The 21,213-nt window shown below is 64.7% G+C and carries 22 protein-coding genes and 1 pseudogene; 12 read left to right on the top strand and 11 right to left on the bottom strand.

All coding sequences use genetic code 11. The features are described 5' to 3' along the window. From QO207_RS30140 to QO207_RS30130, 3 genes and pseudogenes are all read right to left on the bottom strand, one after another. A pseudogene (locus QO207_RS30140) lies at positions 1-373 on the bottom strand (site-specific integrase); the annotation flags it as partial. A gap of 247 nt (positions 374-620) precedes the next feature. Further along, entirely contained in the window at positions 621-1,238 is a 618-nt protein-coding gene (locus QO207_RS30135) for a hypothetical protein (protein WP_301535913.1), read from the bottom strand. 61 nt (positions 1,239-1,299) lie between these two features. Then, complete coding sequence (locus QO207_RS30130) at positions 1,300-2,313, bottom strand: SMI1/KNR4 family protein (RefSeq protein WP_301535912.1); 1,014 nt, start codon at positions 2,311-2,313, stop codon at positions 1,300-1,302. Between the two features lie 220 nt (positions 2,314-2,533). On the opposite strand from QO207_RS30130, the gene QO207_RS30125 reads away from it, so the two are divergent. Beyond that, positions 2,534-2,752: a hypothetical protein gene (locus tag QO207_RS30125; protein WP_301535911.1), complete on the top strand. Its 219-nt coding sequence runs from the start codon at positions 2,534-2,536 to the stop codon at positions 2,750-2,752. Positions 2,753-2,758: 6 nt separating this feature from the next. On the opposite strand, the gene QO207_RS30120 is transcribed toward QO207_RS30125, so the two are convergent. Beyond that, positions 2,759-2,998 carry a hypothetical protein gene (locus QO207_RS30120; RefSeq protein ID WP_301535910.1) on the bottom strand — a complete coding sequence of 80 codons (240 nt, stop codon included), beginning with the start codon at positions 2,996-2,998 and terminating at the stop codon, positions 2,759-2,761. 279 nt (positions 2,999-3,277) lie between these two features. Between QO207_RS30120 and QO207_RS30115 the strand changes: the two genes are divergently transcribed. Both QO207_RS30115 and QO207_RS30110 read left to right on the top strand, forming a co-directional pair. Continuing rightward, complete coding sequence (locus QO207_RS30115; RefSeq protein ID WP_301535909.1) at positions 3,278-3,538, top strand: hypothetical protein; 261 nt, start codon at positions 3,278-3,280, stop codon at positions 3,536-3,538. A gap of 200 nt (positions 3,539-3,738) precedes the next feature. Further along, positions 3,739-3,909, top strand: a complete 171-nt coding sequence (locus QO207_RS30110) for a general stress protein (protein ID WP_301535908.1) — start codon at positions 3,739-3,741, stop codon at positions 3,907-3,909. A gap of 127 nt (positions 3,910-4,036) precedes the next feature. On the opposite strand, the gene QO207_RS30105 is transcribed toward QO207_RS30110, so the two are convergent. The 4 genes from QO207_RS30105 to QO207_RS30090 all read right to left on the bottom strand — a co-directional run bounded on the left by QO207_RS30105 (position 4,037) and on the right by QO207_RS30090 (position 7,904). Next, the gene (locus QO207_RS30105; RefSeq protein ID WP_301535907.1) at positions 4,037-4,210 is read right to left on the bottom strand and encodes a hypothetical protein; all 174 of its coding nucleotides are present in this window, start codon (positions 4,208-4,210) and stop codon (positions 4,037-4,039) included. A 34-nt stretch (positions 4,211-4,244) separates the two neighbouring features. Continuing rightward, on the bottom strand, positions 4,245-4,637 hold the full coding sequence (locus QO207_RS30100) for a response regulator (RefSeq protein WP_301535906.1): 393 nt from the start codon (positions 4,635-4,637) through the stop codon (positions 4,245-4,247). A 183-nt stretch (positions 4,638-4,820) separates the two neighbouring features. After that, the gene (locus QO207_RS30095) at positions 4,821-5,024 is read right to left on the bottom strand and encodes a hypothetical protein (protein ID WP_301535905.1); all 204 of its coding nucleotides are present in this window, start codon (positions 5,022-5,024) and stop codon (positions 4,821-4,823) included. Positions 5,025-5,324: 300 nt separating this feature from the next. Further along, complete coding sequence (locus QO207_RS30090) at positions 5,325-7,904, bottom strand: EAL domain-containing protein (RefSeq protein WP_301535904.1); 2,580 nt, start codon at positions 7,902-7,904, stop codon at positions 5,325-5,327. Positions 7,905-8,204: 300 nt separating this feature from the next. Here QO207_RS30090 and QO207_RS30085 point away from each other — a divergent pair, with 300 nt between their 5' ends. Beyond that, complete coding sequence (locus QO207_RS30085; RefSeq protein ID WP_301535903.1) at positions 8,205-8,846, top strand: phosphoribosyltransferase; 642 nt, start codon at positions 8,205-8,207, stop codon at positions 8,844-8,846. Positions 8,847-8,980: 134 nt separating this feature from the next. On the opposite strand, the gene QO207_RS30080 is transcribed toward QO207_RS30085, so the two are convergent. After that, positions 8,981-10,021 (bottom strand): LacI family DNA-binding transcriptional regulator, encoded by a 1,041-nt coding sequence (locus QO207_RS30080; protein ID WP_301535902.1) that lies wholly within the window; start codon positions 10,019-10,021, stop codon positions 8,981-8,983. 304 nt (positions 10,022-10,325) lie between these two features. On the opposite strand from QO207_RS30080, the gene QO207_RS30075 reads away from it, so the two are divergent. The 8 genes from QO207_RS30075 (at position 10,326) to QO207_RS30040 (ending at position 18,988) form a co-directional block, all read left to right on the top strand. Continuing rightward, positions 10,326-12,512: a TonB-dependent receptor gene (locus QO207_RS30075; protein WP_301535915.1), complete on the top strand. Its 2,187-nt coding sequence runs from the start codon at positions 10,326-10,328 to the stop codon at positions 12,510-12,512. A gap of 107 nt (positions 12,513-12,619) precedes the next feature. Beyond that, complete coding sequence (locus QO207_RS30070) at positions 12,620-13,942, top strand: LLM class flavin-dependent oxidoreductase (RefSeq protein ID WP_301535901.1); 1,323 nt, start codon at positions 12,620-12,622, stop codon at positions 13,940-13,942. A gap of 53 nt (positions 13,943-13,995) precedes the next feature. Continuing rightward, positions 13,996-15,039, top strand: a complete 1,044-nt coding sequence (gene mgrA, locus QO207_RS30065; RefSeq protein WP_301535900.1) for an L-glyceraldehyde 3-phosphate reductase — start codon at positions 13,996-13,998, stop codon at positions 15,037-15,039. Positions 15,040-15,061: 22 nt separating this feature from the next. Beyond that, on the top strand, positions 15,062-15,973 hold the full coding sequence (locus QO207_RS30060; RefSeq protein WP_367620494.1) for a sulfonate ABC transporter substrate-binding protein: 912 nt from the start codon (positions 15,062-15,064) through the stop codon (positions 15,971-15,973). A 338-nt stretch (positions 15,974-16,311) separates the two neighbouring features. Then, a complete protein-coding gene (locus QO207_RS30055; protein WP_301535899.1) occupies positions 16,312-17,118 on the top strand; it encodes an ABC transporter substrate-binding protein in 807 nt (268 codons plus the stop codon). 80 nt (positions 17,119-17,198) lie between these two features. Beyond that, positions 17,199-17,912, top strand: coding sequence for an amino acid ABC transporter permease (locus QO207_RS30050; RefSeq protein WP_301535898.1), 714 nt, complete (start codon positions 17,199-17,201; stop codon positions 17,910-17,912). Position 17,913: 1 nt separating this feature from the next. Then, positions 17,914-18,606, top strand: coding sequence for an amino acid ABC transporter permease (locus tag QO207_RS30045; RefSeq protein WP_301535897.1), 693 nt, complete (start codon positions 17,914-17,916; stop codon positions 18,604-18,606). A gap of 115 nt (positions 18,607-18,721) precedes the next feature. Beyond that, positions 18,722-18,988, top strand: a complete 267-nt coding sequence (locus QO207_RS30040; protein ID WP_301535896.1) for a DUF2892 domain-containing protein — start codon at positions 18,722-18,724, stop codon at positions 18,986-18,988. A gap of 28 nt (positions 18,989-19,016) precedes the next feature. Here QO207_RS30040 and QO207_RS30035 read toward each other — a convergent pair whose 3' ends face one another. Then, on the bottom strand, positions 19,017-19,640 hold the full coding sequence (locus QO207_RS30035) for a hypothetical protein (RefSeq protein WP_301535895.1): 624 nt from the start codon (positions 19,638-19,640) through the stop codon (positions 19,017-19,019). A 179-nt stretch (positions 19,641-19,819) separates the two neighbouring features. After that, the coding region (locus tag QO207_RS30030) for a TonB-dependent receptor (protein WP_301535894.1) at positions 19,820-21,213 on the bottom strand (1,394 nt) is incomplete at its 5' end.

Raw genomic sequence — 21,213 nt, 5'->3', positions numbered from 1 at the left:
CCAGGTACTGGTCACGGGTGCGCAGATCAATCCAGGGGAACAAAGACTGATCAGCAGTACCAATCCGGCCAACCACGTTGTCGGCTCGTCGACCGCCCAGCAGCCAGACAGAGTAACCGTCCAGCAAGGACAGGATGGCTTCAAAGCGGCATTCCAAAATCGCCTCATCGGCATCCAGGCCCCGACCTTCGGCGTAGATATAAAAGGCCTGGATCGCGCGCAAGTGGGCGGCAGCGGTGTTATAGGCGCGGTGCTTGAGCTGGATCTGAACATAGAGGAATGGGACGAGCACGGGTAACGGTGCAGCAGGACCATCCTGTACCAGTAGCGGTATTCGTTGGCCTGAAGAGAGACGGCACTGGATGAGCTTCATTGATGGCGACCTCATGCATGCGATCATGAACAAACCGATCATGGCCCGTTGGTAAGCATGGCTACTGAGGAGGGAATCGTCGAATCAGGACCTTACGTTGCTCATGAACATCTGAGACATAGCACCTGGTTTAACATAATATACATTATGCGAAGTTAAGGATAAGAGCGTCAGGGGTGAGCTGAGTGTTTGGAAGCTCTGCGCGCAGCCTTTCTCAGGCTGCGCCACAGCTTTCTGGACTTTCCCATCAATAGAACTGAGTGACGGTTTCGAACTGCCCGCTCGCTTTGTCGAAGAACAGATACGCCACGCCATCGTCATGGAACAGTTCCGGCGCCTTGATCGGCATCTGCCCGATGAAGACCGCGGGTACGTCTGCATGCATGGGCCATTCGGGATTCTGAATCCACGATGGCGGCTTGCCGGCGCATTGGAACAATTCCTTGATCCGCGCCTTGGCTCTGCGCGTTCTTTCAGTCTTGCTGAGCCCGGCCTCCCTTGGCAGAACGTGTTCCTGCACGAATTCGGGATCGAGATCGAGCCAGGCCGGCTGGATGGTCAGCAGCAGGCTGTAGAGTTTTCCGTGCGGGCATTCGGGCTTGAACTCGACCGAGGCCAGCTCCAGGAATTGCTGGATGAACCCCTCCGAGTTCACCAGCCCGCCCAGGGAGCTTCGGTCCTGCACGTCCAGCTTCCGGTTGAAGTCCGAGCTGGCCGGGTACTTCGCATCCACGAAGACGGCGAGCAGCGAGCGCATGCGTTCCTGCTTCAATGCAGCGTCCACCTCAGCCCCCGAGATACGGCCTTCGACGAATGCCGCGAGGGTTTCGATTTCCGGTTCATAGCCAATGATTTCTGCCTTCACCTTACTGCTCCTTGTACAGGCCCCTGGCCAGCGAGATGCGGCCGGTCCTGATCTTTCCTTTTCAATACATCCATTTATCGATGACGGCGTCGCCCAACTGTTGGCGCAGTAGCTGCTCGCTGTCGTCGTCCCGCTGGTGAATCTCCAGCAGGCACTTGAACATCAGCGCATCGAGATAGTCCCCGACGTCCTTGAACAGGCGCGCAAGCATGGGCGGCGAGTCATGGTCGAAATACCAGACCTCGCCGGTTTGCCGATGAAAACACCACAGGTTGCCATTGCCGAGATAGTCGCCAAAGACGACCAGCTCATTGGCCAGCGACCATTGCGACTCCGCGTCGGGCTGCCCTTCGAGAATATCGGCGATGCCCGGATAAGCCTCTATCAGTGGTTCGATGCTGGCAAACTCCGCGGGCGTGACGCTGCACAATCTTTCGCTCAGCTCCAGGGCGCCAATACGCAGGTGATAATCCCGCAGCACAGTCGGTAGCGAACAACCCAGGCGCTGCTCAAGAGCGAACAGCTCCGCACGGCTGGACGGCGTCAGCCGTGCTCGTTCGCCCCACAGATCGGCGTAGGCCCTTGCGCAAGCCAGCCACCAGTCCAGCTGCGCCGCAGGATTGGTGAACTCCGGCAAGGCCAGAAGCGGCGGCTCCTCCGTTGGCGCCTCGTCCCAGCTTTCGCGCCCCAGATGAGCTTGCAGAGCTGCCAGCAGGTCTTGGGCCGAGTATCCCGGCACCAGGCCAGTCGCTATCTGCCGTAGCCCATTCACGTCCAGCCACAGGCGATAACCCAGGCGCGGCGGCGCCTCGGCAGGTGCGCTCAGAAACCGGGCATCTGCCCCCAACAGCACATCCAAGTCCCCTGCTCTATCCAATGCCGGGAGCTTTTCGGGAAGCCAGACGAGATCGTTGTCCTGCAGTGAATCCAGTTGCTCAAGTAGCTGGCGGAGGCTGGCGAAAATCTTCATCGATTGATTGCGATAGCGGATTGGGATTTTGAATAGTCGCTCATCCGGCATGCTGTGCTCCACCCCAGACTGATTCCGAATGTCCTTGCGGAGGCTGATCAGCATGAGTGCCTGCCCTCCCCCTGCCGGCAGCGACTGGCCCAGTGCCGCAATGGCAACGCGTTACCAATAATAAAACCAAATTTCGGTAACGCGTTACTATCTTGATGCCCCTGCCCGCCGGGCGGTCGTCCGAATGCGCCATTCTGGTTGTCACCCGCGATCCAGGCGCTACCCTAGGGGTTGCCTTTACGCAGGTCGGCTCTGCCAGGGACGTTCACCGACCATGCAGTGGCTCATCGATTATCGAATCAACGGCGAGGAGCGCAGCCTGCTGATGCAGGCGCGCAGCATCCCGCACATCAAGGCGATTGCCTTCTCCATCTATGTTCGCGAGTTTCCCTTGCAGCCGCGACCGCTGAATTCCGCCGCCGAGGTGGAATCCTGGCTGGAGGCTTGTGGCATCACGATCAGCGATGTGCGTCTGGGCAAATCCCGCGCCTGAGCCGCGTCAGTCCATCACGACCAGGGAAATGCTGCCGTTGACGGCTGCCGGATGATGCAGCACCAGGTCGATGCGATGGGCTGCATGCAGGAGGATTTCGGCGTCGTTTTCCAGGATATGCGCCGCCGCCAGCAATGCCGTGACGGTCGCCGGTGAGGCTGCCTGGGCAGCTGCGTCACGCAGGACTTCGACGATGCAGGTCTCGTGGAATGCCGAGGCCAGCAGCACCTTCCGTAGTCGATCCATGTTTGCCTCCGTTGCTCGTCGAGCTATGCAGGAATAGCCCTTATTTCACCCGGGCAAGCTGATAACCGACGACTGACGCGGCTTCAGCCGACCAGCGTAGCGGCAAGGTGCATCACTCCCCTCCTCCGCGCCTGTTTCCAGGCGCCATCTCGTGTGGCACTAGGCTTGCGGCAGTTTTCCAGCGCGCCATTCCAACGCGCTATAGGCGGCATAACAGTAACGCGTTACCATTGCGAATGCTCGTTTCAAGTAACGCGTTACCTATGCAAGGGGGACTCCATGAAAGACACCAAGGACAGAGCCACTCGCGATGCCTTCGAACCACCGCGCAAGGGCCGCCCACGCAAGGAAGGTGCGTTGAGCAACGCCGAGAAGCAGGCCGCCTACCGCAAAAGGCGCGCTGAAGCCGGTGGCGGCGCAGTAATGCTCAACAACGAGGAAATCTGGCTGATCTGCCATGCCCTGGATGGCAAGGTCTGGGAGGCGGATGCCGAGCAACGGCAGAAGCTGATTGCCCGCTTGCGCAAGCGCGTGGTCTGACGTCAGGGCCTGCGCGGTTCGCGAGCAAGGACCAGGCGTCCCCCTCGGTCCTACGAAGAGCATTGCGGCGCCATATAACGGGATTCTGCCCGCGCCATGCCTCATCGTTCTGAAAAAGAGTCGAACACCCCCGGATGATTTGTTTCGGATAAAGGGAATGCCCTGCATTCGCCCATTTATCACCCACGGAGGAAATCACCATGGCCGAACACAGAGGTGGCAAAGGTAACTTCGCGGAAGATCCGCAGCGGGCATCCGAAGCTGGCAGGAAAGGCGGCCAGCAAAGCGGAGGCAATTTCAAGAATGACCCGGCGCGCGCCTCCATCGCCGGGCGCAAGGGTGGTCAACGTAGCCACGCCAGCAGCGACTGACCGCCGGGGCGGCTTACAGAATCCCTGAAAAACCCCGCACGACGAAAACGGCACCCCGGGACAGGTGCCGTTTTTCATTGCCCGCGCGCACTGAAGGACGCTGCTATTGAGTGCAGGGCGCTTCTACTTAGCTGGTGCGGAGCACTTCGCTGACATGGATATCCGCACGCGAATCATGCCCCACCGGGCCATGTAGTGCCCGGACGAATGCCTGGGCCTGCGCCCGACTGAGGTTTTCCTGGCGCAGCACGGTGCTCATCGGCTGGCCGTCGCGGCTGTAGCGAATCAGATAGGCATGCATGACCGGGCTCCTGGAGTGAATCGGCGGCAATAGCTCAGTTGAGCAGCCAGGGCTGCACCGGCGGGCGACTGAAGGTGCGCTGGATCGCGCCTTCCAGCTCTTCCAGGTCGGCCGATTTCGAGAGGATCGGATAGGGTGCATCCTCCTCCCCCTCCTCCGCCCAGGGCGACAGCACCAGCACGCGCATGCGTGGCCGAAGCGGCAGGCACGCCTCGATGAGGGCGGCGCCGGTCAACGGGCCGGTGAGTTGTTCGTCGATGAGGAACAGGTCGATAACCGAGGAGGACACCAGGTGCTCAATGGCTTCTTCTTCGCTCATCGCGCTGATGACCGCATGTCCCTGGCCGAGCAGGTGATGCTCAAGGCGCTGGAGCTGATCGGGTTTTTCTTCGAGGACCAGCACCATCTTGTTGTCGAGTGTTTGCATGTCGTCCGTCTCCCGTGTCGAGGCGGGAAACGCAGCAAGTTTCGCGCCTCGACTGGGCGCCCGCAGACAGGCCCATGCCAGAGCGCTCCGTCCTGCAGGTGATGGCAGATTAGCCTTAGCAGAATGCCCGAAGCGCCGGTTTCAGCGATGCAGGATGCCCGAAAGCGTCACTGGAATCAGTGATCAGCTGGCGGCAAGTTCCTCGACGATCATCATTCCGCCGGGTGCCCGCACGATCAGGGTGACAGCCTTTTCGGAAATAGCCTTCACCTCTATCTCGATGCCCTGGGTCAGCAGCAACTGCATCATCCGCTCGCCGGCCTCGCCTTGCAGGATATTGAGGGTCAACACGTCGCCAACCTTGCTGTCGCCTTGATGGATCTGCATGTGGAATCTCCCGGAGTGAGCGGATGAAGTAGGGAGATAATGTCGGGATTACGCCCTGCAATATGTAAGAACCATCCTCGCGCAATGTCGGATTCTTCTCGAAAACGGGTGTTTCCCTGCTTGTCGATCCTCCCTTGCCCCTGCAGACAGGCGTTATGCCTCCAGGCGAAGCGGCCTAGACCGACAAGTTGCTTGGCAGGACTCTTCAGGCTGTTAGGGTGAAGGTGATTCCTGTTTTCCCCTGGCCCCTTTCCGACGGGGCCTTCTTTTTGTCCTGCGCACACTGCCTGCCGGTTTAATTCAGATTTCTTCACGAGACACAGAGTTTTCGCCGTCGTCCGGTTTGCGCGCCTGAGCAATCAGTCGTGCCAGGCTGTCCCGGTCCACTGCCTCACTGAACAGGAAGCCCTGCACCTCGCCACACTGCTCATCCTCAAGGATGCGCAGCTGCCCTTCCGTCTCCACGCCCTCGGCGGTCACCGCCAGGTTCAGCGCCTTGCCCAGGCCGATGATGGCCTGGACGATGGAGCGATCGCGGCCGGTGGTATCGAGGGTGGCGACGAAGCGCCGGTCGATCTTGATGCTGTCGAACGGGTAGGAACGCAGGTAGCCCAGGGACGAATAGCCGGTGCCGAAGTCGTCCATGTTCAGCTTCACGCCCAGGTCCTTGAGTGCCTGCATGGTCAGCAGCGCGCATTCGACGTCGTGCAGCATGGTGTTCTCGGTGACTTCCAGTTCCAGCCGCTCCGCCGCCAGGCCGGACTCCATCAGCGCCTGCTTCACCTGGCCGACGATGTCGGCATGGGCGAACTGGGTAGGCGAGATGTTCACCGACACCAGCATCGATTCCGGCCAGCCGGCCGCCTCCTGGCAGGCAACGCGCAGCACCCACTCGCCGATATCGACGATCAGGTCGCTCTCCTCCGCCAGCTTGATGAACTCGTTCGGCCCGACCAGACCACGCGAGGGGTGATTCCAGCGCAACAGTGCCTCGGCGGAAACGATAGCCAGGTCGCCGACCCGATAGCGCGGCTGGTAATACAGCTCCAGCTGACCCTGGCGCAGGGCGCTGCGCAACTCGGTCTCGCTCTGTTTTTTTGCCAGTAGCTGGCGGTCCATGCTGTCGGTGTAGAAGCGCCAGGCGTTGCGGCCGGCGGTCTTGGCTTCGTACATGGCGACGTCGGCACAGCGCAGCAGGTTCTGCGCATCACCGCTGGCGTCACCGGAGAGGACGATGCCGATGCTGGTGCCGACGTTGAGCAGGTTGCCGTTGTACTCGATGGGCTGGTTGATCAGGCTCACCAGGCGCCGGCAGAAGGCTTCGGCGTCCTCGCGGCCCTGGGACTGGCTGTCGACGATGACGAACTCGTCGCCGCCCAGGCGTGCCACCAGGTCCTCGCCGCGGATCGAGTCGCGCAGACGTTCGGCAACTATCTGCAATACGGCGTCGCCGACCGGGTGGCCGAGGGTGTCGTTGATCGGCTTGAAGCGGTCCAGGTCGAGCATCAGCACCGCCATCTGCTGCTCGCGGGCGCTGCCCAGCAGGTCGTCCATGAAACTGGCGAGCTTGGTGCGGTTGGGCAGCCCGGTGAGAGCGTCATGCAGCGACAGGTGCTGGATGCGTGCGTGGGCCTCGACTTCCTGGGTGATGTCCGCACTGGTGCCGCGATAGCCGCGCCCGCCGGCGCCGGAGGCGGTGAACTTGCAGATCCGGCGCAGCCCATGGGCGTCGCGGAAACCGCAGGTCAGGGTGGTGGAATGGCCTTCCTGGGGAATCTTCTCCAGCCAGGCGATCAGGCTGGTGGTGTCACAGCTGATCAGGTCGTCGATGCGCCGCCCCAGCCAGTCGTCGATGCGGTAGCCGGTGAGGGATTCGAAGCGCGCCGAGAGGTAGGTCAGCCGATGGTTGTCATCGGTCTCCCAGATCCAGTCGGAACTGGACTCGGCCACCGCCTTGAAGCGCTGTTCGCTGGTTTCCAGGGCCTGGTTGGAGGTCTTCAGGCTGCGCTGGTAATGGTCCACCACCCGTGCGTTGGCCAGCGAGGCGCGGATCAGCCAGACCAGGAAGATGAACACCAGCACCACCACGGCAGCCCAGGCGCCTACCAGCCGGCGCAACATGTCGCTACCGGGCGTGGGCGTTCGCCAGCTCATCTCGAAGCCGGAATCGCTCAGGTCGACGGCGTTGCCATCGCTGATGCGTACGTCGTCGGCGCGCACCTGCAGCCCGCTCAGGCCGAAGTCCCGCGCCATCTTCTGCAGCTTGGCCGGGGTCAGGCTGTCGACGAAGATCATCAGTGGGCCGTCCAGCGGCGGATTATCGCGGGTCGGCCGCACCAGCGCGGCTGTCAGGATGGCCGGCTGGCCAGCGAAAGCGACGTAACGCGTTACCGCCCCGCTACGCCGTGCGGCGACGGTCGCAGCGTCGCGCAGCTCATCGAGGTTCACCGGCATCTCGCTGGTGCAGTGGCTGCGCACCGGCTGGCCGTCGCGCATCACGTATTCCTCGCCGGCCTGGTTGAGCACGCAGACCATCTCATAGCCGTTGTCGCTGTAGAGCAGCGGCCCGACGTTGCCTTCCTGGAAGGCCCAGTCGGCCTTCAGCGGCGCATTCAGGTAGCGGTAGGCGTCATTCCAGAAGGCATAGGTGCGGATCAGTGATTCGGACTCGGCGATGCGGTTCTGCAGCGCCTTGTCGGCGTAGAAACTGGTCTGTTCGCGGGCCATCTGGTCCTGCAGCGCGGCGATGTGCCCCATCACCGCGCCGCTCACCACCAGCGCCCCGATCAGGATCAGGATGAACAGCGTCAGGTGCCAGGTGACGGTGCGCTGGGCGGATATTTCGCGGGGCGCCGCGAGGCGGGTGACGTGGGTATTCATCAGCGTCTCTTCTGGGAGGACTTATCACTAGGAGTTACACGGCGTGCCGATGTTCAACCCGAGGGCGCGGCGGCTCTCGGGGGCGACCGTTCAGGCGCATTTGCTGAACCTTCGATAGGGGTACGGCTCACACCCCACGGCAGACCCGCGCGCGTCTGGTACGGCCGGATCGGGCCGGTCCGTTCGATCCGCCGGAGCTCGCGAGCGGCAAAAAGGCCGTCTAACCTGCAAACGGGAAACGCATCCGCGAGCGGCCCTTTACCCTGGACAAGCTGCTGTGACTCGCGAAAGGAGGTTCAGATGCCCTCTGTGCAATACACCAATCGCCGCCATGCCGGTGTTGCGCTGGCCATGGTCCTGCGCGACATGCAGCTGGAGAACCCATTGGTGCTCGCCCTGCCCCGCGGCGGGGTGCCGGTGGGCAAGGAAGTCGCCCGCGCCCTCGGTGCGCCGCTGGACGTGCTGCTGGTGCGCAAGATCGGCGCGCCGGGCAACGAGGAATACGCTCTGGGCGCCATCGTCGACGGCCCCGAGCCGAACTGGGTGGTGGACGAGCAGATGCTCGAACGCTTCGACCCGCCGCCGGAATGGTTCGAGCAGCAGGTGCTGGAGCAGATTCGCGAGCTGGAGCGCCGCCGCGTGCTCTATCGCGGCGCCAAGGCCCCGGCGAAGCTGGAGGACCGCGACCTGATCGTGGTCGACGACGGCCTGGCCACCGGCAGCAGCGTGCGCGCCGCGCTCAAGTGCCTGCGCGAGCAGCATCCACACAAGGTCATCCTCGCTGTGCCGGTCGGCCCGGCGGAAACCGTGCAGAAGCTGCGCGACGAAGTGGATGCGCTGGTCTGCCTGGATACGCCGACCCCCTTCCGCGCGGTGGGCGATCATTACCGGGACTTCCACCAGCTCAGTGATCAGGAAGTGATCGATCTGCTGGCGAAGTGAGCAACTGCTCGCCACGCCTAAGCTCTTCGTAGGACCGAGGGGCGCCTAGCCCTTGCTCGCGAACCGAACGGCACGGGCCTTGTTCGCGAGCAAGCTCGCTCCTACAGGTTCATGCCCCTTTCGGCATCAGGTGATCAACCGCTCTCGCGCTCCAGCACTCGACAACCGAGCAGGTTCAGCCGCTCCACCGCACCTTCCAGCGACGCCACGCCAATGGACTGTAACACCCGCAGCGCGGCAATCTCGCCGATCTCGCGGGCCGGCGGCTTGATGGTGGAGAGGCTAGGCAGCAGCATCGGCGCAAAGGGATAGTCGCCAAAGCCCAGCACCGCACAATCCTCGGGAATTTTCAGCCCGGCTCGTTGGCCGGCGAGCAGGCCGCCGGCGGCGAGGTTGTCGTTGGCGAAGATGATCGCCTCCGGCCGCTGCGCACCCCGCGCCATCAGCGCTTCCATGGCCTGCCGCCCGGCGTCGAAGGGCGCGCTCTCGGTGGGCACGAACATCCACGGTTCGCCGCCCAGTTCGCGCAGGGTATCGGCGTAGCCATCGCGGCGGTCCAGGGCGCTGAAGTCGCCGGGCGCGCTGTTCTGCACGAAGGCTATGCGGCGGTAGCCCTTGCCGTGCAGGTAGCGCACTGCGTCCACGCCGACCTGATAGTGGGAGAAGCCGACCTGGAGCGGTGCGCGCTCGGGCTGGTAATCCCAGACCTCCACCACTGGCATGTCCGCGCTGGAAATCAGCTTCTCGGTGGCGGCGCTATGGAAGTGGCTGGTCAGCACCAGCGCCGCCGGGTTCCAGCCGAGGAACGCACGTACGGCGCTTTCTTCCTTGTCCTCGGAGAAGTAGCTGGAGGCCAGCAGCAACTGGTAACCATGGGCCGCCAGTGTGTCGCTGAAGGCCTGGATGGTGTCGGCGAAGATCGGCCCGGAAATGTTCGGCACCACCATCCCCACTACCCTGCCCCGCGCCGAAGCCAATCCTCCGGCTACCTGGTTGGGCACGTAACCCAACTCCTCCACCGCCGCGCCGATGCSCTCGCGCAGGTCGTCTGACAGTTGCGCCGGCTGGTTGAAGTAGCGCGACACGCTGATGRCGGATACGCCCGCGAGCTCGGCGACTGCTGTCAGCGTTACGCGCCCTGCCCCGCGGCGCTTGCGAGGTGTCTGGTTGGCCAACACGGCACTCCGGCTGCTGGGTTCGTAATGTCAATTCGGGAATATAAACGTAATTTTTAATTATTTGACGATCTATCTGGCGATTCAGGATACTCGCCGATGTTAGCGCTAACAACACAAACTGTCCGCAACGATTCCAGCCACTCGCACGAGCGAGCGCTCGTGACAGTCCCGCAGAAAAACGCGCCCCGGCAAACAGACCGCGGGCGGACCAGGGCACGAAGGAGTGGCTATGCAATCGCAACAACGGGGGACGCTCGGCCGTCCGCCATTCACCGGCCGGCGCAGCGCGCTGGCCCTGGGTATCGCCAGCGTGATCGGCGCACTGGCTTGCAGCGTGCAGGCAGCCGAAACCACCGGCAGCGACGCCCAGTCCGCCGACTCGGCACCGACGCTCAAGGCAGTCACCGTCACCGCCACCCGCCGCGAGGAATCGCTGCAGAAGGTCCCGGTAGCCGTCTCGGTGATCGATGGCGAGCAGCTGGAACGCGACAACCGCAACAACGTGTCGAGCATCGTCCAGCAGGTGCCGACCCTGAACTTCCGCACCGGCGCCTCGAACAAGGACACTTCGCTGTTCGTCCGTGGCGTGGGCACCATCTCCACCTCCCCCGGCGTCGAGCCGAGCGTATCGACGGTGATCGACGGTGTGGTGCTCGGCCGTCCCGGCCAGGCGACCCTGGACCTGCTCGACGTCGAGCGCATCGAAGTGCTGCGCGGCCCTCAGGGCACGCTGTTCGGCAAGAACGCCTCAGCCGGCGTGCTCAACGTGGTCACTCGCGAGGTACCGGATGAAACCACCGGCTACATCGACTACTCGCACTTCGGCGGCGGCAACGAGAATCGTACGCGCTTCGGCATCGGCGGCACGCTGATCCCCGGCAAGCTCAAGGCCAGCATCACCACCCTGCTGGGCAGCTACGACGGCAACGTGGACAACGTCTACAACGGCCACGAAGTGAATGGCTACAACCGTGCCGGCGCGCGCACCAAGTTCGAGATCACTCCGAACGACGATCTCAAGGTCACGCTGATCGCCGACTACATGAAGGGCAACGACGACGGCCCCAGCGGCGTCATCACCAGTACCTCCAGCGCCGCCTTCGCCAATGCCCTGCGCCCGGTGACGGCAGGCAGCGACAACCGCAAGATCAACAGCGACTACCGCACCCACGTCGACGACACCAACAAGGGCCTGTCGGCGCAGCTGGACTGGAACCTGGGCGACTACACCCTGACTTCCATCAGCGCCTGGCGCGGCTGGGACAACACCCAGTGGCAGGATGGCGACCGCCTTTCCCAGGTCACCGCGAGTATCCCCAGCTCCCACGACAAGGGCGAATTGAACTACGATCAATACTCCCAGGAGCTGCGCCTGGCCTCGCCCAAGGGTCAGTTCCTCGAATATGTCGGCGGCCTGTACTACATGCACGCCGTGGACGACGAGACCTACCGCCGTGTGGTGACCTCCACCACCGCGCAGAACACCGGCGTCGCCGACTACAGCACGCGCAGCGACACCTACGCGGTATTCGGCGAGAGCACGCTGAACTTCACCGACGACTTCCGCGGCATCGCCGGCCTGCGCTACACCCACGACGACCTGGAATACGACCACCGTCGCCGCTCCACCTCGGCCACCGCGGTGACCGGCATCCAGCCGTCCACCTCCAGCTCCGGCTCCACCGACGAGGACGGCTGGTCCGGCCGCCTCGGCCTGCAGTACGACCTCAGCGAGCAGCTGACCAGCTACATCACCTACTCTCGCGGCTATAAAGGCCCGGCGTACAACGTGTTCTTCAACATGCAGCCGCGCGACACCGATGCGCTCAAGCCGGAGACCTCCAACTCCTGGGAAGCGGGCCTCAAGGCCACCGCGCTGGACAACCGCCTGACCGCCAACCTGGCGGTGTTCCACACCGTCTACGACAACTACCAGGCGAACTTCTACGACACCGTCGCCGGCCAGGTGGTGACCCGCCTGATCAACGCCGGCAAGGTGAAGAGCGAGGGCGCCGAGCTGGACTTCAGCTACCAGGCGACCCGGCAGCTCAAGTTCTCCGGCGCCGTCGCCTACACCAAGGCGCGCATCGACAGCTTCGCCTGCCCGGCCGGCGCGGCAGCCACCTGCAACGTCGACGGCAAGCCGCTGCCCTTCTCGCCGGACTGGAAGAGCTACGTGCGCGCCGACTACAGCATCCCGCTGGACAACGGCCTGGATGTGGAGCTGGGCACCGACTACAGCTGGCAGGACAAGGTGCAGTACGACCTCAGCCAGAACCCCGACACCATCCAGGGCGCCTACGGCCTGTGGGGCGCCAGCATTGCCCTGGCCGACTACAACGACGGCTGGCGCGTCGCCCTGCTGGGCAAGAACCTCACCGACAAGTCCTATTCGCCCCTGCTGGCCACCGGCGGCAGCTACGTCTACCGCATGGTGCCGCGCGACGACGGCCGCTACTTCGGCGTCGAGCTGCGCAAGGACTTCTGATCACTCCCCAGGCTGAGCAACTCGCGGCGCCGGCTCGCCCCGGCGCCGCCGACAACAACACCCACGCCGCCTTGCGTCCAACCCGACGGACACACAGGAAAACCGACATGACACGCACCCTTTCCCTTGGCGCCTTCCTCATGGCCACCGGTCACCACGTCTCGGCGTGGCGCCACCCGGACGTGCCGGCCGACGGCGGCCTCGACTTCCGCCTCTACAAGCGCCTCGCGCAGGTGGCCGAAGCGGCGAAGTTCGACGCCGTCTTCGTTGCCGACAGCGTGGCAGCGCCCACCGGCGATATCGCCAGCCGCATGGCGCGCTCCGATCACTTCGAGCCGCTGACCCTGCTCTCGGCGCTGGCGGCAGTGACCGAGCGCATCGGCGTGATCGGCACCGTGACCACCAGCTACAACGAGCCGTACCACGTGGCACGCAAATTCGCCTCCCTCGACCACATCTCCGCAGGCCGTGCCGGCTGGAATCTGGTGACCTCCGATGCTGCCGCCGAGGCGCTGAACTTCAACCGCCAGGAACACTTCGGCCACGCCGAGCGCTATGCCCGCGCGCGGGAATTCCATGAAGTGGTCACCGGCCTGTGGGACAGCTGGGAAGACGATGCCTTTACCCGCGACAAGGCCAGCGGTCAGTACTACGAGCCGGCCAAGCTGCATGTGCTGAACCACGAGGGCGAACACTTCCGCGTGCAGGGCCCGCTGAACGTCGCGCGCTCGCCCCAGGGTCGCCCGGTGATCGTCCAGGCCGGCAGCTCCGAGACCGGCCGCGAGCTGGCCGCGCAGACTGCCGAAGTGGTGTTCACCGCGCAGACCTCGCTGGCCGCCGCCCGCGACTTCTACAACGACCTCAAGGGCCGCCTGCCGCGCTTCGGCCGCAGCGCGGACGACCTGCGCATCATGCCCGGCGTGTTCGTCGTGGTCGGCCAGAGCCAGGCCGAGGCGCAGGAGAAGTTCGAGGAGTTCCAGGAGCTGGTGGAGCCGCAGGTCGGCGTCGCACTGCTGTCGCGCATGCTCGGCAACTTCGACCTCTCCGCCTATCCGCTGGACGGCCCGCTGCCCGAACTGCCGCTCACCGACAGCGGCCAGCGCAGCCGCCAGTTGCTGCTCACCGAATTGGCCGGGCGCGAGAACCTCACCCTCGCCCAGCTGGGCCGGCGCATCGCCGGCGGACGCGGGCACTACAGCCTGATCGGCACGCCGACGCAGATCGCCGACGAGCTCCAGGCCTGGTTCGAAGGCGGCGCCGCCGACGGCTTCAACGTACTGGTGCCGCACCTGCCCGGCGGCCTGGAAGACGTGGCCAACCACGTCGTACCGGAACTGCAGCGCCGCGGGCTGTTCCGCCGCGAGTACAGCGGCAGCACCCTGCGCGACCACCTCGGGCTCAAACGCCCGGCCAATCGCTACACGATCTGACGATTCACGGGCCGCCCCCTCTGCGGCCCGTTTCAGCTTACCCAGGAGCTCCCATGACCTACCTCGCCCACCCTGACCGCTACCAGCGCGTCCCCTACCGCCGCGTCGGCCGCAGCGGACTGGTGCTGCCCGCCCTCTCCCTGGGCCTGTGGCACAACTTCGGCGACAGCGTGCCGCTGGACCGCCAACGCGCCCTGCTGCGCACCGCCTTCGACCTGGGCATCAACCATTTCGACCTGGCCAACAACTACGGCCCGCCCTACGGCAGTGCCGAGATCAATTTCGGCCGCCTGCTGCGCGAAGACTTCGCCGCCTACCGCGACGAGCTGGTGATCTCCACCAAGGCTGGCTGGGACATGTGGCCCGGCCCCTATGGTCAGGGCGGCAGCTCGCGCAAGTACCTGCTCTCCAGCCTCGACCAGAGCCTCAAGCGCCTGGGCGTGGACTACGTGGACATCTTCTACTCGCACCGCTTCGACCCGGACACGCCGCTGGAGGAAACCGCCGGCGCGCTGGCCAGTGCCGTGCAGCAGGGCAAGGCGCTGTACGTGGGCATCTCGTCCTATTCCGCCGGCAAGACCGCCGAGCTCGCCGCGCTACTGAAGGAGTGGAAGGTGCCGCTGCTGATTCACCAGCCGGCCTACAACCTGTTCAATCGCTGGGTGGAAAAGGACCTGCTGGCCACCACCGACGAGCTGGGCAGTGGCGTCATCGCTTTCACGCCGCTGGCCCAAGGGCTGCTCACCGACCGCTACCTGAATGGTGTGCCGGCCGATGCGCGGGTCAACCAGCCGGGCGGAGCCTCGCTTCGGCCGGAACATCTGTCCGAGGACAACCTGCGTCGCGCCCGCGCCCTGAACGAAATCGCCCAGCGTCGCGGCCAGAGCCTGGCGCAACTGGCGCTGGCCTGGGTGCTGCGCGATGCCCGCGTGACTTCCGCGCTGATTGGCGCGAGCCGGCCGGAGCAGATCGTCGAGAACGTCGCCGCCCTGGACAACCTCGTCTTCAGCGCCGAGGAGCTGGCGGAGATCGATCGCCACGCCGTGGAAGGTGGGATCAACCTCTGGGAAAAACCGTCCCACGACTGGAAGGAATGAGCCTGTGAGACTGCTCAATCGACTGTTCGCCGGGTTACTGCTGGTCGTGGCGGGTGTAGCCCACGCACAGGACCCGGCGCAACTGCGCATCGGCTACCAGAAGGCCTCGGTCAGCCTGGTGCTGGCCAAGGAGCACGGTCTGCTGGAGCAGCGTTTCCCGCAGACGCAGATCCAGTGGATCGAATTTCCCGCCGGGCCGCAGATGCTCGAAGCCCTGAACGTCGGCAGCCTGGACCTCGGCTCCACCGGCGACATCCCGCCGATCTTCGCCCAGGCCGCCGGCGCCGACCTGCTCTACGTCGGCGTAGAACCGCCCAAGCCGCAGGCGGAAACCGTGGTGGTGCCCAAGGGCAGCCCGATCCACAGCGTCGCCGAGCTGAAAGGCAAGCGCGTGGCGTTCCAGAAAGGCTCCAGCTCGCACAACTTGCTGCTGCGGTTGCTGCAGAAGGAGGGGCTGAGCCTGAAAGACATCCAGCCGCTGTACCTGACGCCGGCCGATGCCCGCGCCGCGTTCGAGAGTGGCCGGGTGGATGCCTGGGCAATCTGGGACCCGTGGTACTCGGCGCTGCTGCTGGACGGCCATGCACGTCTGCTCGCGGATGGGTCGGCGGTCGGCCTGAGCGGGCCGTTCTACCTGTCCAGCCGTGAATACGCGGGGGCCAATCCGGCGTTCATCCATCAGGTGCTAGATGCTCTCAATGAGGCCGAGGCGCTGACCCGCAGCGACACGCCCGGCAGCGTGGCGATCATGGCGCGCGTGACCGGGCTGGCTCCGGCGGTGATCGAGGAAACCTTCAGGCACCGGCCGCCCTCGCCCATTCAATCGGTGGGGGATGCGGATATCGCCGCGCAGCAGCGCACGGCCGACCTGTTCCTCGCCGAACGCATCCTGCCACGCGCGGTGGATATCAGTGCTGCGCGGTGGAAGCCCTGAGCCAGGGGTATCGGCCACGTAGGAGCGGACTTCGTCCGCGATGTCTCCAAGCCGTGGCGATGTGCCTCGGGGGCAGCTATCGCGGACAGAGTCCGCTCCTACGCTCATGGCGCCATTAGCGCAATATGGTTATCTAACCGGTTACTTTATATTTCTTCCGGTTATTAGATAGACCAATTCATTCCTTCTCCGCGCGACCGCCGCGCTGCCACACTCGGCCTCGCCGGCGGGCCATCCCCGCCGCTCTGGAACGGGCCTTTCCCCACCCTCGAAGGCCCGCACTCGATCATCACGGGAACCCGTCGCACGAGCGGGGCCCGAGAAGGAGCTGGATGTTCATGAAGAAACTCACTGCCGTTACCGCCCTCGCCCTGGCCGTCCTCTCCGGACTGGCTCACGCCGACCGCCTGGAAGACATCAGGAAGGCCGGTGTGCTGCGCGTCGCCGCGTTCGACAGCAACCCGCCGTTCGGCTTCGTCGACGGCAAGAGCAAGCAGATCGAAGGCCTCGACGTGGATTACGCCAAGGCCCTGGCCGACAAGCTCGGCGTCAAGCTGCAGGTCCTGCCGACCAACCCCGCCAACCGTATCCCGCTGCTGACCGCGAACAAGGTCGACCTGGTGCTGGCCAACTTCACCATCACCCCCGAGCGCGCCGAGCAGGTGGATTTCAGCATCCCCTACTTCTCCTCCGGGCAGCAGTTCATCGTGCGCAAGGGCAGCCTGAAATCCCCGGAAGACCTGAACAAGTGGCGCGTCGGCGTCGACAAGGGCACGGTCAATGAAGGCGTGCTGCGGGAGAAATTCCCCGGCGCCAAGGTCATCGCCTACGACGATACGCCCTTCGCCTTCACCGCCCTGCGCAACGGCCAGGTCCAGGCCATCACCCAGGACGGCCCGAAGCTGATCGGCCTGCTGGCCAACGTGCCGGACAAGGACAAGTACGAAGTGCCGCCCTTCACCATTTCCAATGACCTGATCGGCGTCGGCATTCCCAAGGGCGAGAAGGCCCTCGCCGAGTTCGTCAACCAGAGCCTCACCGAGCTGGAAGCCGGCGGCCAGGCCCAGACCATCTACGACACCTGGTTCGGCCCGACGACCAAGACGCCCCTGGCCCGCCTGTACAGGATCGGCGACAAGAGCTGATCGCCGCCCCGACTAGCGTACCGCCGCACGCCCCACCCCTGTGGGGCGTTGCCTTTCCTGCCTGCTGATGGACCCTGACGATGTTCGGCGAACTGCTCGCCCCGACCTACCTGAGCTGGCTGCTCGACGGCTTCCTGCTCACCCTCGGTATTTCCCTGTTCTGCTGCGTTGTCGCCACCCTGCTCGGCGCGCCGCTGGCCATTGCCCGGCAGGCGAAGTCGCGCTGGCTGGCGTGGCCTGCGCGGGCGTATCTCGCGCTATTTCGCAATACGCCACTGCTGGTGCAGCTGTTCTTCTGGTACTTCGGCGTGCCGGCGCTGCTGCCGGAGGACTTCGTGTTCTGGCTGAACACACCCCATGAGCTGGGCTGGCTGGCGTGGCCATCCTTCGAATTCCTCGCCGCTGCCTGGGGCCTGACGCTTTACACCACCGCATTCATTGCCGAAGAGTTCCGCGCCGGCATCGCCTCGGTAAGCGCGCAACAGCATGAAGCCGGCATGGCGCTGGGCCTGCGTCCGCTCCAGGTGTGGCGCTGGGTGATCCTGCCGCAGGCGCTGCGCACCGCGCTGCCGCCGCTGATGGGGCAATACATGAACGCGCTGAAGAATTCCTCGCTGGCCATGGCCATCGGGTTGGCGGAGCTGTCCTACGCGTCGCGCCAGGTGGAAACGCAGACCTTCAAGACCTTCCAGGCCTTCGGCATCGCCACCCTGCTGTACATCGGCGCCATCGCGCTGATCGAGGCGCTGGGCCAGGCGCTGCAGCAGACCCGCCGCTACCGCCAGGGAGCCTGACATGGACTTCTCCGTCATCCACGACAACCTCTCGTACTTCCTCGTCGGTGCCTACCCGGACGGCCCGCTCGGCGGCGCCGCGCTGACCATCCTCCTGGCCCTGGCCTCCGGCATCGTCTCGGCGGTGATGGGCCTGGCCCTGGGTATCGCGCTGTCAGTGCTGCGTGGCAAGCCACGTCTGCTGCTTGTCGCGTTCCTTGGTTTCTTCCGCGCGATCCCGGTGCTGATGCTGATCTTCTGGACCTACTTCCTGCTGCCCATCGTCTTCCACTTCGACGTGCCGGCGCTGGGCACCGTGGTCTGCGCACTGTCGCTGATCGGCGGCGCTTACCTGGCGCACTCGGTGCACGCAGGCATCGAAAGCCTGCCCAAGGGCCAGTGGGACGCCGCTCGCGCGCTGGGCCTGCGTCCGCGGCAAGTACTGACGCTGGTAATCCTCCCGCAGGCGCTGCCGATCATGCTGCCGTCCTTCCTGAATCAGTGGGTCTCGCTGATCAAGGACACCTCCCTGGCCTACGTGATCGGCGTCGGCGAACTGTCTTTCGTCGCTACCCAGGTGAGCAACCGGGTGATGGTCCACCCCACGGAAGTCTTCCTCTTCGTCGCCCTGCTGTATTTCCTGCTGTGCTCGGCGCTGGACGTGGTGGCGGCGCTGCTGGCGAAGTTGCGGCCGGCGTACCGCAGCGCTGCCTGAGCCGCGCACCGCTGGTAGTTTCGACTGAACCTGCGCGCCCCGCACCGCTCCCAATAGCTGAGCGGCGCGGGATTCCCTGTGCCGCCATGTCCCCGCTGAACAGGAGGCCCAGGGCATGAATGGACAGAATCTCGGTGGATGGGAACGCGCGATTTCCGTGGCGATAGGCCTGGCCGGCGTCGGCAAGGGCGTGCGCCGGGGCGGCATCTCCGGCTGGCTGGAAGTGGCTGCGGCGGTGCTGGTGGTCAAGCGCGGCCTGACCGGCCATTGCGCGCTGAAGGAAGCCTTCAGCGGCCTGGAACAGGCGGCGGTCGTCGAGGTGCACCCGCTGCCCGAACCATCACCGCAACGTCGGGCCTCGCGGCCGCGCGCTTCTCGCTGAGCGCGCGCCGCAGCGCACGGGAGTCAGCTCAGCGCTTGGCCTTCTTCGCATCGAGGCCCGGGCGAGCGAACTGGACGATCAGCAGCCCACCGGTTTCGTCGCGCTTGACCGTGACCTCGACCACGCGGATGTTCGCCGGCAGCGATGCCAGTACCTGCTTGGCGTCGAGACCGGGCTTGATGTACTTGTCGAGCTGCTCGTAGAGCCGGTAGGTGATGGTGCCGTTGCGCAGGGCGTGGGTCTCGAAGTCGCCAATGGTCTTGGCGTCGGCTGCGGTGCGGTTCGGGTTCAGGGTGTGTGCCAGGACGTCTACGACGTTCTTGTCGTCGGCAATCGCCACCAACATGTAGCTCTTGGCAACCTGCTGGAGCACGCGCCGGTACGAAGCATCGCTGTATTCGCCATACAGCGCGGCGTCTTCCAGCTTCTGCTTCTCGAAGGTCAGCGCGAGGCGGAAGCGTCCGCCGGCGTACTCGACATTCTCCTTGCAGCGCGCCGTGACGCCGGTGGACTCCAGGCACGGGGCGAAGCCCTGCTTGTCGCCGATACCCTTGAGCGCCGCACCATGGTTGTACTTGCCGAACAGCGGGTCCGCCGCCGAAGCCCAGCCCGCCAGGCACATCAACAGTGCCCCGATTGCCCATCTGCCCATCACACGCCAATCCCGTTCAATGCAAAGCACGCGAGGATAGAGGATTCCGGGTGCTGATGGCTCCCCGTAGACGATGATCGGGCGTGGAAGGATGCGGGTTCGCGAGCAAGCTCGCTCCTACAGGTCGAGCCCGGCGCTCTTCGTAGGAGCGAGCTTGCTCGCGAACCGCACGGCACCCATCACTCGAACCGGTACTCCAGCCCCGCTCCTGCATACCAGGAGCGCCCCGGCGCCGCCTCGTAGTAGCGGCCGTTGCTGTCGCCGACGATCACCGAGCCGACGTACTGGCGATCCAGCAGGTTGTCCAGGCGCACCAGCTGGTGGAAGGTCCAGGGGCCAACGTGCTGCTCGAAGCGGGTGCGCCAGTTGAATACCGCGTAACTCGGCGCCGGCTTGTCCTCGTTACTGTCCTCGACGTAGACCTTGCTGCGGTACTGGCCTTCGAAGCCCATGCTGATGCCGTCCTGCGGCTTCCATACCAGCTCGCCGAACAGGCTGCTGCCGGGCACGCCGGGCAGGTGGTTGCCCTTCTCGATGGTAGCGCCGCTCTCGACGAAGTCCTCGTCGTAGGTGGCGTCCAGCCGCGTATAGGCGAGATTGGCCTGCCAGTGCTCGGACAGGTCGCTCTGCACGCCCAGCTCGAAGCCGCGGCGCAGGGTCTTGCCGGCGTTCTGGTAGCTGGTGCGGCCGTCGGTGGAGCTGGCGACGACTATCTCGTCGTCGGTGCGAATCTCGAAGATCGCCGCGTTGACCCGCGTATTTCCGGCCACCTTGGCCTTCAGGCCGATCTCGTACTGGGTACTGGTGGCCGGGTCGAGGCCGAAGTTGAAGCTCTCGGCCAGACCCGGCGCATAGGCCATCTCGGCCTGGGTCGGAGTCTCGAAGCCCTTGCCGGCGCTGACGTAGCCGTGCAGCTCGGGGGTGAAGGCGTACATCACCGACAGCGACGGGTTGTTCTGCTGGTACTTCTTCGAGCCGCTGGAATCACCGTTGGCCAGGTAGCGGTCGTCCACTTCCATCTTCATGGTGCTGTGCCGCAGGCCGGCGTCGAAGGTCCAGTTGCCCAACTCCCAGCGCGCCTGCACGTAGGGGTCGAGGCTGGTGGCGATGTCATTCTCGTTGCGCCGCAATTCGCCCTTCACGCCGAGCTGGTCGCCACTGAAGTTCTGGAAGCCCTTGCGGTCATCCTCGCTGCGGTCGTAGTCGACTCCGGTAGTGACCGTCAGCTCGCCCGGCACGCCCTGCACCGGCTGGATCCAGCGCAGGGTGCCGCCGTGGAATTCACGGTCGAAGTCCACCACGCCACCGCCGCGCTGGGAGTTGGAGGCTACCGTCCTGGGGATCGACAGATACTGCACCACGCTGCGCTGGCCGGCGTAGAGATTGAACTGCAGCGTCGCCTCACCGAAATAGCGCTCGTAGTTCATCCCCAGCTGCTGGTGGTCGATGCTCTTGCGCGTGTTGTACAGCTCAGCGACCGACGCCACGGAACGTGGGTCGTGCTTGTAGGCGTCCCAGGTCTGACCCAGCGGGTCCTGCGTGTTGTTCTGCTCCAGGCTGCTGTAGATCAGCG

The organism is Pseudomonas sp. CAN1, assembly GCF_030462585.1.
In the GTDB taxonomy this organism is placed as follows: domain Bacteria; phylum Pseudomonadota; class Gammaproteobacteria; order Pseudomonadales; family Pseudomonadaceae; genus Pseudomonas.
The sequence above is the reverse complement of the archived record's forward strand: the minus strand, read 5'-3'. Positions and strand labels throughout refer to the sequence as shown.